Here is a 9,309-nt window from a genome sequence, read left to right as displayed (position 1 = left end):
AGCGCACGCACTAAACACCACGAAAACCCATCCAATCCGTGGAGACCGCAGGGATATGGAACCGACCAGCTGGCTACGCCTGTTCTCATAGACCTCGTTGCGGAACAAGCTAGCGCTCACATCATCGTCCTCACGGTACATGTTCCCACTCGATGCGCCAAAAGAGCTATCTGCGGGCGATGATGTCAGGCTGCTCCTGCCGTTCCTATTGGGAAAATTATGAGGACCCAGAACTGCTAGTAGGGTCTAGCTGCCCTCCTACCCGATTCCAGGGCCATTATTTAGGGGGTGTGTCACTTCGGCGATCCGACGGAAAGTAGGTCAGATTTAAATCGGCGTTGACATTCACTGCGTATCGCAGTCATCAAGCGATGCGGTGCTGCCGCTTCAGCCTTCACCTTCATGGTGTTGCGCATAAAAATCTGCCGCCGCCTCGATCAGGTAGGTATAGCGCTTCACCATCCCCTGCCAGGCAAGCGCCTCCAATTGATGTTCGGGTATAGCGCTTCACCATCCCCTGCCAGGCAAGCGCCTCCAATTGATGTTCGGCGTCGATATCGTCGGGCACCTCGCTGGCTGACCTCATCGATCAGTTTTGGGACTTCGTGATTCCACCAACGCAGCATCATGTCCGGTCGCGGATGTGTGCGTATCAGCGACTCCACCAGCGATTGCATCGCTGCGAACTGACGCACCGTGCGGATGCGCTGGCCTTCCAGGAAGTGGATGCTCTTCTTGTGATCGAGCAGCGCCTTTTCCAGTACATCCAGGCGCTGGCTTAGGTCAGAACGCCCTCGACCGACCTCATCGATCAGTTTTGGGACTTCGTGATTCCACCAACGCAGCATCATGTCCGGTCGCGGATGTGTGCGTATCAGCGACTCCACCAGCGATTGCATCGCTGCGAACTGACGCACCGTGCGGATGCGCTGGCCTTCCAGGAAGTGGATGCTCTTCTTGTGATCGAGCAGCGCCTTTTCCAGTACATCCAGGCGCTGGCTTAGGTCAGAACGCCCTCGACCGAAAAACCTCACGCGATTACGCCCCGCCCAGCGCGAGTCGGGGCACATGCGGTGCTTTCAGCAGCAGCGGCTTGAAGTAGCTGTCCTTGTAGTAAAAGATCTTGTCCGCCAGGATCGGATAGCCAACCCCCTCGATGAACACGATGGCTTTCTCCGGTGCCAGTCCCTTGACCTCATCCGGATTCATCAACGGACGCCGATCCAGCACCTCGGTATAGCTGTGGCTGTTGCCTTGGCCGTAGGATTGCGTGCGCTGCCGACGGCGCACCGTGGTCTCGCCCAGCATCTTCGAGTATTCCTCAGCATCGCGCTGTTCTCGTGGAGTAAACACGATCCGCACGCCGAGATTGGTAATCAGGCCGCGCGCTGTGTCGGCACCATAGACTGATTCCAACTGCGCAATCGACTGGATCACGATCACAATGCGGATGCCATAACCAGCGACCCAGCCCACGGCCACCGGGACGATCTCCACGCGGCCCAGCGCGGTGAACTCATCGAGCATGAACATGCACTGGTATTTCAACTCTGGGTTGTGTTCGGGCAACTCGCGACCATTGAGTTTGATCGCCTGTTCGAAGAACAGATTCAACACCCCTTTGGCTTCGATCAGCTTGGCCGGACTGACGCCCACGTAGATCGACTGGATGGTCTTGCGCAACTTGCTCAGGTCAAAATCGTTTGCACTGGTCGCCGCATCCACAATCGGGTTACTAAAAATATTCAGCGGTGCCAGCGCCGTTTCGATGGCGGACGTGAACGTCTCAGGAGCCAGGCCGACCAGGTTGTTCAGACCGGTCCGCGCATGCGTGCCGAGCGTGGGCTGGCTGAGTAGCTCGCCCAGGTAGTGCTGCATCGACTGACCGGGTTTGAGGTGTGCGCCGGCGAGCAGCCGATAGACGCCCCCAAGTGTGGGCAAGCCCGTTTCAAATCCAGTCTCCTTCTTGGAAACATAATCGTCAAACAGGCATTCGCAGGCAGCCACAAAGGTCTTGCGGCCCATTGCCGGCCAGAACGGATTCTCGCCGCTCATCTCCTTGTACAGCGTGGCGGCGATAAAATATTCAGCGGTGCCAGCGCCGTTTCGATGGCGGACGTGAACGTCTCAGGAGCCAGGCCGACCAGGTTGTTCAGACCGGTCCGCGCATGCGTGCCGAGCGTGGGCTGGCTGAGTAGCTCGCCCAGGTAGTGCTGCATCGACTGACCGGGTTTGAGGTGTGCGCCGGCGAGCAGCCGATAGACGCCCCCAAGTGTGGGCAAGCCCGTTTCAAATCCAGTCTCCTTCTTGGAAACATAATCGTCAAACAGGCATTCGCAGGCAGCCACAAAGGTCTTGCGGCCCATTGCCGGCCAGAACGGATTCTCGCCGCTCATCTCCTTGTACAGCGTGGCGGCGATGGCAGGCGACGATGTCGCCGTTACGATGGTTCGGGTCCAGGCGCACATAGCCCAGCGGATTCCAACGGTGCGTACTACCGTCGTCGCTAAACGGATCGAACAGATACACCTGGCCGTATTTGGCGCGCTGGCCAGCGGTTTTTTCCCATGCCTCGCGCTTGACGTCCAGGATCACCGCCGACTCCAGCCATGCCAACAAATTCGGAATGACCACGCTCACGCCCTTGCCGCCACGGGTACTGGCCGCCAACAACAAGTGCTTGGACTGGATGCGGATGAAGCGGCGGCCGAAGCGGCAGGCAATCAATCCACGCGGATCGTCCTTCAGCACATCGTGCCGGGACAGATCGCCGCTACGCGCCCAGCGCGCATTGCCATACAACTCCCGCGCCTTCGTCCGCAGCATGGCATACACCATGATGAGGTAGAGCATGACAGGCAAGCCGAAGCCGCAGATACCCGACAGCTTGATTTTCCAACGGTGCGTACTACCGTCGTCGCTAAACGGATCGAACAGATACACCTGGCCGTATTTGGCGCGCTGGCCAGCGGTTTTTTCCCATGCCTCGCGCTTGACGTCCAGGATCACCGCCGACTCCAGCCATGCCAACAAATTCGGAATGACCACGCTCACGCCCTTGCCGCCACGGGTACTGGCCGCCAACAACAAGTGCTTGGACTGGATGCGGATGAAGCGGCGGCCGAAGCGGCAGGCAATCAATCCACGCGGATCGTCCTTCAGCACATCGTGCCGGGACAGATCGCCGCTACGCGCCCAGCGCGCATTGCCATACAACTCCCGCGCCTTCGTCCGCAGCATGGCATACACCATGATGAGGTAGAGCATGACAGGCAAGCCGAAGCCGCAGATACCCGACAGCTTGATTTTCATGGCATACGGATGCCACGCGGGTTGATCCACCACCTGCCAATAGCGCCAATAGGTCAGTAGTTGGACCTGTGCGTGTTCTCCGAGCAGAGTCAGCACCAAAAAGCCAGACAGATACAGCCCAGCGATGGCAACGGGTAGCAACGCGATGACAGCGGTAATGGCTTTGGTACGCGAATTCATCGGGGGACTCTTCCTTGGGGAATCGGTAGAAATCGGGTGTGAGAAATGCGGCTTAGCGCATGGTCGTCCATGCGGTGTGTCTGGATGGTCTACGGTTGCCGCCTACAGCTTCATGACCATGCCCTGCCCTTGCATCTGCGCCGCGCGCTGGGCCTGCATCGCCTGCTCGGCGAGCCGCTGCTGTTCCACGCTCTGCAATTGCTGGCTGGCCTGGGCCACGTCCGGCGCTTGCGTCAGTTGCGGTGCATTGACCTGCGCCCATAGCTGTCCGTGGGATTTCGCCAGGTAATTCGGTACCTGGGTCGCGTGGCCCTGTGGCATCCCCAGGTAGATCTTCTCAACTTCGGTATGACCAAACTTGCGCGTCTCCACGACCACTTGTGCCGCATGACGGTCCAACTGCTCCGCATCCGGCACCGGACGGACGACCCCAGCGTTCATGCGCATCGGCGATGGCATCGCGCGCCTGGCCGAACAGCGCATGACTCGCGTGCGCCGGATGGCGCATATCCTCGGCGGTGATCGCCACGGGGGCGATGGCGCGGCTTGGCGGCGCAGGTGCATGGGTCGCTTCGCGTGCCCGCCAGTTCGCGGCATGCTGCTCGGGCGATTGCGCTAACGCCTGCTGCGGATCGATCCGCAGCACCTTACTTTTCTCGTACACCGAGAACGGATTTTCGTAGGCCAGCAATTGGCCTTCGTGTTGTTTGAAGCCCTTGATGCTGTGTTCGAAATTCTTATCGATGCCCAAAGTATTGGTGAACGCGGCAGCCAGTCATGCGCATCGGCGATGGCATCGCGCGCCTGGCCGAACAGCGCATGACTCGCGTGCGCCGGATGGCGCATATCCTCGGCGGTGATCGCCACGGGGGCGATGGCGCGGCTTGGCGGCGCAGGTGCATGGGTCGCTTCGCGTGCCCGCCAGTTCGCGGCATGCTGCTCGGGCGATTGCGCTAACGCCTGCTGCGGATCGATCCGCAGCACCTTACTTTTCTCGTACACCGAGAACGGATTTTCGTAGGCCAGCAATTGGCCTTCGTGTTGTTTGAAGCCCTTGATGCTGTGTTCGAAATTCTTATCGATGCCCAAAGTATTGGTGAACGCGGCAGCCAGTCGCTCCTGCTGCTCCGGGCCGTAGGGTAATTTGTCGCCATTCCTGGGCACGTCGTGGGACTGCGCGAGGGCGTCCTTGAACAGGGTATAGCGTGGGTGGAGCGGGTGGTCCGGGTGACGGAAGTCTTGGAGATGCTCATCCGAACGCGGTGTGCGCGTCGGCGGGGTGTACAACATCGCCTCGCCAGCTTGGCGCTGTTCGTGCTGATGCGACCGGGTGTCTTGGCTGTGGCGCTGTTCGTGTTCGCGTTGCTGCGCATCCATGGTTTGACGGTGCAACTGGGCATGTTGCTGCGCGAGGCGGTGTTGCTGCTCGCGCGCTGCCTGCGCTTGCTGTTCCTGCTGCTGCTGCAGTTGCGCGATCCGCGCCTGTTCCTGCATGTCCACGCTGGCAGGTTTTTCATGGACAGGGGCGCTGTGAGAAGGCGGCGGCTGTGTCTGCCGGTGGACTTGCGCCAGGTGCGCCTGCTGCTGCGCCTGTCGTATGTGTTCCTGGCGCATGCTGCTCGCGCGCTGCCTGCGCTTGCTGTTCCTGCTGCTGCTGCAGTTGCGCGATCCGCGCCTGTTCCTGCATGTCCACGCTGGCAGGTTTTTCATGGACAGGGGCGCTGTGAGAAGGCGGCGGCTGTGTCTGCCGGTGGACTTGCGCCAGGTGCGCCTGCTGCTGCGCCTGTCGTATGTGTTCCTGGCGCAGCTCGGCGGCATGGTCTTCCTGCAGGCCCGTGTGCCTGTCCATCCATGGCCTGGGGCGGCATGGCGGATGCGGCGGCGGATGAGGATGAAGATGAAGAGGAGGACGTATCCGCGTTCGTCGCTGTGGGAGGGATGGACTCGGCTTGCGGGCTGTGCTGGAACAACTGACCCGGATGCGTCAGCGTGTCGTAGGCTTGCCCGGCTGCGTGTTCGACCACATCGATGCCGGGCGAAACGATGTACTTGGTCGCGTCGTATGCTTGCCCAATGGCCTGTCCGGCGGATGAATGTGCGGCGGACTGCGCACCATGATAGAGATCGACCGCCTGATTCACGACGTTGGTCCCTGCCGCCTGGACGTCAGGGTCGTGGTGGCCTGGGGCGGCATGGCGGATGCGGCGGCGGATGAGGATGAAGATGAAGAGGAGGACGTATCCGCGTTCGTCGCTGTGGGAGGGATGGACTCGGCTTGCGGGCTGTGCTGGAACAACTGACCCGGATGCGTCAGCGTGTCGTAGGCTTGCCCGGCTGCGTGTTCGACCACATCGATGCCGGGCGAAACGATGTACTTGGTCGCGTCGTATGCTTGCCCAATGGCCTGTCCGGCGGATGAATGTGCGGCGGACTGCGCACCATGATAGAGATCGACCGCCTGATTCACGACGTTGGTCCCTGCCGCCTGGACGTCAGGGTCGTGGATGGCCCGCTGCGCCGCGTCGGCAACATAGTGTGCACTCTCTCTGTTCGACGGCGTGCTTGGCCGACTCGAATTGATCGCCGACGAAGTGGCCCAAACCATCGGCAGCGCGCCCGTGCAAGTGCGCCGCTTCGCCCACCGCCAGACCGGTCAGCGCCCCCATGGGGTTCGATGGGAAAGCCGCGATACCCGCCCGATGCGCCACCGTGGCCATGCGCTCGTCCATGTCGTGTACCGCATGGCCCAACGTGCGCGCGGCATCGCCGGCATCGTGCAGCTCGCGTGCTTTCCTCTGTACGTATGCGTTATGTTCGATGCCCTCGCGCAGCGGCGTGTCGAAGTTCAACGCCAGGTATTCGTTCACCTGCCGCTGGATATCCGCTGGCAGGTGGGTTTGGTCAGGGTGTGCGCGTAGTTGGCGCAGCGCCTGGGACAGTTCGGCACGTTCGTGAGCAACCTCCCAGGTGAAATGCTCGAAGGCACTCTGATGGTCCGCGTAACGCTGCGACGCTTCACTGAACCGCTGCGGGGCCAGGACGTTGTCGGGACTTTGGCTGCCGAAGTGCTGAGCAGCGCCGTGGTCCCCCCATCGCGTTGCTATCAGCACATTCGGAGGCGGTGCGCCGACGGGCGCATCCAGATAACGGCCAGCGCGCAGACTCTGCACATCGTCATGACTGGCCAACGACACCATGCTGCCGACGTGAGGACTGTTCGACGGCGTGCTTGGCCGACTCGAATTGATCGCCGACGAAGTGGCCCAAACCATCGGCAGCGCGCCCGTGCAAGTGCGCCGCTTCGCCCACCGCCAGACCGGTCAGCGCCCCCATGGGGTTCGATGGGAAAGCCGCGATACCCGCCCGATGCGCCACCGTGGCCATGCGCTCGTCCATGTCGTGTACCGCATGGCCCAACGTGCGCGCGGCATCGCCGGCATCGTGCAGCTCGCGTGCTTTCCTCTGTACGTATGCGTTATGTTCGATGCCCTCGCGCAGCGGCGTGTCGAAGTTCAACGCCAGGTATTCGTTCACCTGCCGCTGGATATCCGCTGGCAGGTGGGTTTGGTCAGGGTGTGCGCGTAGTTGGCGCAGCGCCTGGGACAGTTCGGCACGTTCGTGAGCAACCTCCCAGGTGAAATGCTCGAAGGCACTCTGATGGTCCGCGTAACGCTGCGACGCTTCACTGAACCGCTGCGGGGCCAGGACGTTGTCGGGACTTTGGCTGCCGAAGTGCTGAGCAGCGCCGTGGTCCCCCCATCGCGTTGCTATCAGCACATTCGGAGGCGGTGCGCCGACGGGCGCATCCAGATAACGGCCAGCGCGCAGACTCTGCACATCGTCATGACTGGCCAACGACACCATGCTGCCGACGTGAGGACTGGCGGCGCTCACCACATCGCCGGCCATACGGTAATTGGTGACGTGGCAGCCGGGCTGCGGGGTTCCATCGGTCAGCCCTCGCGCGCCGTAAGCGTTGTAGGTGGAGCCAGTCAGGCCGTATTTGGCCGCCTCGATTTGCGCCAGTGCGCCGCCGAGAGAGTGGCCGGCGACGGTCACGTGGTCTTTGGGGATGCCTCGTGCAGTTGCCTTGGCGAGCATCTGCGCGGTGAACGCATCGGCAGCGGCTTTTTGCGGGTTGACCGCGTTGCGCACCATCGTGGCATCGACGGCGATGTCCTGGAGGGTGGTGAGCGCATGGCTTGCTTTTTCCGCCTTGGTCTCACCGGTAAATAAATCCGTGTCGGTGCCACGGTAGGCGATGATGACTTCTTTCGTTTTTCTATTGAGGTAAGCCGTGGCATGAAAACCACTGGCAATATCGTTCGCGTAGCCGAAGGCTTGGTATTCGCATCCATTCAAAAAAACTTTTTTATGCTTCTCAACATCGCTTTGTGGACGATTGGCATACGAATCAATGGCAGCGTCGGCACGTTCTTGATCGGCAGAATTCATGGCTTGGCTTCCTTGACAGCAATGGTGACTGGAAAATAGGCATCAGGTTGTTTAAGTACTTGAGGATCACTAGGATCAAAATCTGGCGCGCCATAGGTAGCGAAAGAACGATCTCCGTACACGCTCTTCTTAAAATAACTTGTCTCAGGACTATCACGCAGGAGTTCTTCAAGCGCACCGCTCCAGGCAAACCTAACACCTTTCACTATGGCACTGGCGCTAACGCTGGTGACATCCCAGTGACACACCCCGAGCTTGAAGTAGTCCTCGTCCAGCAAAGCGTCCCGATAAAAATATCCCTTCCACGTGTGATCATCCACCTGTGTCATGGGAACATTGAGCCCGGTATTGGGCATGTGCTGCGTGCCAATGAACGGGATCATCGGCACGCATTTCGGGTTGATGACGTCATATCCGATGTAGGCCCCCTCAAACGTATCCCACGGCCCCGGCGCATGGGAGGTGGCAATCACTTCGTAGCGTTTGACCGGGTGCGGATTGAGATGACCGGTGGCGCCGTCATTGCCGACATCGATGCCTTTGGAGCAACCCGCAGTGGTCAGGGCCAGCGGCATGATGGCGGTGGCGGCAAGGCGGTGCAGTTTCATCGGGTCGTCCTCGGGGGAATGGGTCGCGTATGCGGCGGATGCGGCGGCAGGCGGGTACGGCAGTGGCGCGGGTTTACGCTTGGGTTCCACCGGCAATCCGCCAGATGGCAGTGGCCCCAGCTCGGCGCGCACCCGCGCATTGATGATGGCCATATCGCGCAGGAGCTGCAGATCGTGCAGCGGATCGCGCACTTTGAGTTTGCGCGGGCGATAGGGGTTGTCGCTGTGATCGTCGTGATCGTCGGTGTCCTGGCTCATCGCGCGTTACCTTAGCCTTGGAGAAAGGGGGAATGCCGTCAGGGCGGATCGTGCTTTCATGCGGCCAGTCCAGATTGGTCGCACAGCCGCATGGCCGGCACGGCAGTCAGGACAATCGTGGGCGATGCGCGGGATGGCGTGGCAAGCGGAAGTCGCACAGCCATGGTTTCACCTGTGGGAAGGGAGAGAGACAGCCTACTGCCCAGGGCGTGATCGCGATAGCGCGGTGCCGGGTTGACGCTGCTCAAGCGTCACGCGAGATGAGCGGCCATCATGGCAAACGCGTCCGGCATACATAGTCTCTCGTGACTGCTAAGCCCTGTATATCAGGAGTCTGGCTGTCGTTTTGTAAGACTTTTCCTACAGCGCCAGCGGTTCGATGGCCTTGTTGGTCTGCCGCGATTGCCTCACGTTGCGCCGACCAAGACACCGACAGCTTGCCGCGTAGCAATTGACTGACGCCCACCTCGATGTTTCTGGAGACGATGGCCTCGAC

General features: G+C 60.7%; 11 protein-coding genes. 1 reads left to right on the top strand and 10 read right to left on the bottom strand.

What is annotated here, in order from left to right:
- Positions 1-455: 455 nt before the first annotated feature.
- The 6 genes from XANALMUS060_RS20185 to XANALMUS060_RS16065 form a co-directional block, all read right to left on the bottom strand.
- Positions 456-1,034, bottom strand: a complete 579-nt coding sequence (locus XANALMUS060_RS20185) for a hypothetical protein (RefSeq protein WP_152640564.1) — start codon at positions 1,032-1,034, stop codon at positions 456-458.
- A gap of 4 nt (positions 1,035-1,038) precedes the next feature.
- Positions 1,039-2,055 (bottom strand): type IV secretory system conjugative DNA transfer family protein, encoded by a 1,017-nt coding sequence (locus XANALMUS060_RS16090; protein WP_052688218.1) that lies wholly within the window; start codon positions 2,053-2,055, stop codon positions 1,039-1,041.
- On the bottom strand, positions 2,052-2,366 hold the full coding sequence (locus XANALMUS060_RS20180) for a hypothetical protein (protein WP_161795453.1): 315 nt from the start codon (positions 2,364-2,366) through the stop codon (positions 2,052-2,054). The genes XANALMUS060_RS16090 and XANALMUS060_RS20180 overlap by 4 nt, the downstream gene beginning before the upstream one ends.
- Positions 2,323-3,492: a type IV secretory system conjugative DNA transfer family protein gene (locus XANALMUS060_RS17760; protein WP_052688217.1), complete on the bottom strand. Its 1,170-nt coding sequence runs from the start codon at positions 3,490-3,492 to the stop codon at positions 2,323-2,325. The genes XANALMUS060_RS20180 and XANALMUS060_RS17760 overlap by 44 nt, the downstream gene beginning before the upstream one ends.
- 102 nt (positions 3,493-3,594) lie before the next feature.
- Positions 3,595-3,933, bottom strand: coding sequence for a hypothetical protein (locus XANALMUS060_RS16075; protein WP_045739299.1), 339 nt, complete (start codon positions 3,931-3,933; stop codon positions 3,595-3,597).
- A gap of 174 nt (positions 3,934-4,107) precedes the next feature.
- The gene (locus tag XANALMUS060_RS16065) at positions 4,108-5,106 is read right to left on the bottom strand and encodes a hypothetical protein (RefSeq protein ID WP_152640562.1); all 999 of its coding nucleotides are present in this window, start codon (positions 5,104-5,106) and stop codon (positions 4,108-4,110) included.
- Between the two features lie 500 nt (positions 5,107-5,606).
- On the opposite strand from XANALMUS060_RS16065, the gene XANALMUS060_RS17750 reads away from it, so the two are divergent.
- Positions 5,607-5,792, top strand: a complete 186-nt coding sequence (locus XANALMUS060_RS17750) for a hypothetical protein (RefSeq protein WP_152640561.1) — start codon at positions 5,607-5,609, stop codon at positions 5,790-5,792.
- Between the two features lie 192 nt (positions 5,793-5,984).
- Here XANALMUS060_RS17750 and XANALMUS060_RS17745 read toward each other — a convergent pair whose 3' ends face one another.
- From XANALMUS060_RS17745 to XANALMUS060_RS22345, 4 genes are all read right to left on the bottom strand, one after another.
- Complete coding sequence (locus XANALMUS060_RS17745; RefSeq protein WP_052688214.1) at positions 5,985-6,689, bottom strand: hypothetical protein; 705 nt, start codon at positions 6,687-6,689, stop codon at positions 5,985-5,987.
- On the bottom strand, positions 6,667-7,947 hold the full coding sequence (locus tag XANALMUS060_RS16055; protein WP_152640560.1) for a hypothetical protein: 1,281 nt from the start codon (positions 7,945-7,947) through the stop codon (positions 6,667-6,669). Before XANALMUS060_RS16055 ends, XANALMUS060_RS17745 begins: the two co-directional genes overlap by 23 nt.
- Entirely contained in the window at positions 7,944-8,813 is an 870-nt protein-coding gene (locus XANALMUS060_RS21480; protein WP_200894077.1) for a hypothetical protein, read from the bottom strand. The genes XANALMUS060_RS16055 and XANALMUS060_RS21480 overlap by 4 nt, the downstream gene beginning before the upstream one ends.
- Positions 8,814-9,084: 271 nt before the next feature.
- Positions 9,085-9,309 (bottom strand): hypothetical protein (locus tag XANALMUS060_RS22345; RefSeq protein WP_235430568.1); only part of this gene is annotated, 225 nt, incomplete at its 5' end.

Origin of the sequence: Xanthomonas sp. MUS 060, assembly GCF_000963215.1 — a bacterium.
Lineage (GTDB): Bacteria > Pseudomonadota > Gammaproteobacteria > Xanthomonadales > Xanthomonadaceae > Xanthomonas_A.
Note: the sequence above shows the minus strand (reverse complement) of the source record. Positions and strands in the feature narration are given on the sequence as shown.

What these genes read in the sequence shown, in the direction of transcription:
- XANALMUS060_RS16090 (WP_052688218.1), bottom strand. Translation starts at nt 2,055, where the DNA reads ATGAGCGGCGAGAATCCGTTCTGGCCGGCAATGGGCCGCAAGACCTTT.
- XANALMUS060_RS20180 (WP_161795453.1), bottom strand. Translation starts at nt 2,366, where the DNA reads ATGGGCCGCAAGACCTTTGTGGCTGCCTGCGAATGCCTGTTTGACGAT.
- XANALMUS060_RS17760 (WP_052688217.1), bottom strand. Translation starts at nt 3,492, where the DNA reads ATGAATTCGCGTACCAAAGCCATTACCGCTGTCATCGCGTTGCTACCC.
- XANALMUS060_RS16075 (WP_045739299.1), bottom strand. Translation starts at nt 3,933, where the DNA reads ATGAACGCTGGGGTCGTCCGTCCGGTGCCGGATGCGGAGCAGTTGGAC.
- XANALMUS060_RS16065 (WP_152640562.1), bottom strand. Translation starts at nt 5,106, where the DNA reads ATGCGCCAGGAACACATACGACAGGCGCAGCAGCAGGCGCACCTGGCG.
- XANALMUS060_RS17750 (WP_152640561.1), top strand. Translation starts at nt 5,607, where the DNA reads ATGATAGAGATCGACCGCCTGATTCACGACGTTGGTCCCTGCCGCCTG.
- XANALMUS060_RS17745 (WP_052688214.1), bottom strand. Translation starts at nt 6,689, where the DNA reads ATGGTGTCGTTGGCCAGTCATGACGATGTGCAGAGTCTGCGCGCTGGC.
- XANALMUS060_RS16055 (WP_152640560.1), bottom strand. Translation starts at nt 7,947, where the DNA reads ATGAATTCTGCCGATCAAGAACGTGCCGACGCTGCCATTGATTCGTAT.
- XANALMUS060_RS21480 (WP_200894077.1), bottom strand. Translation starts at nt 8,813, where the DNA reads ATGAGCCAGGACACCGACGATCACGACGATCACAGCGACAACCCCTAT.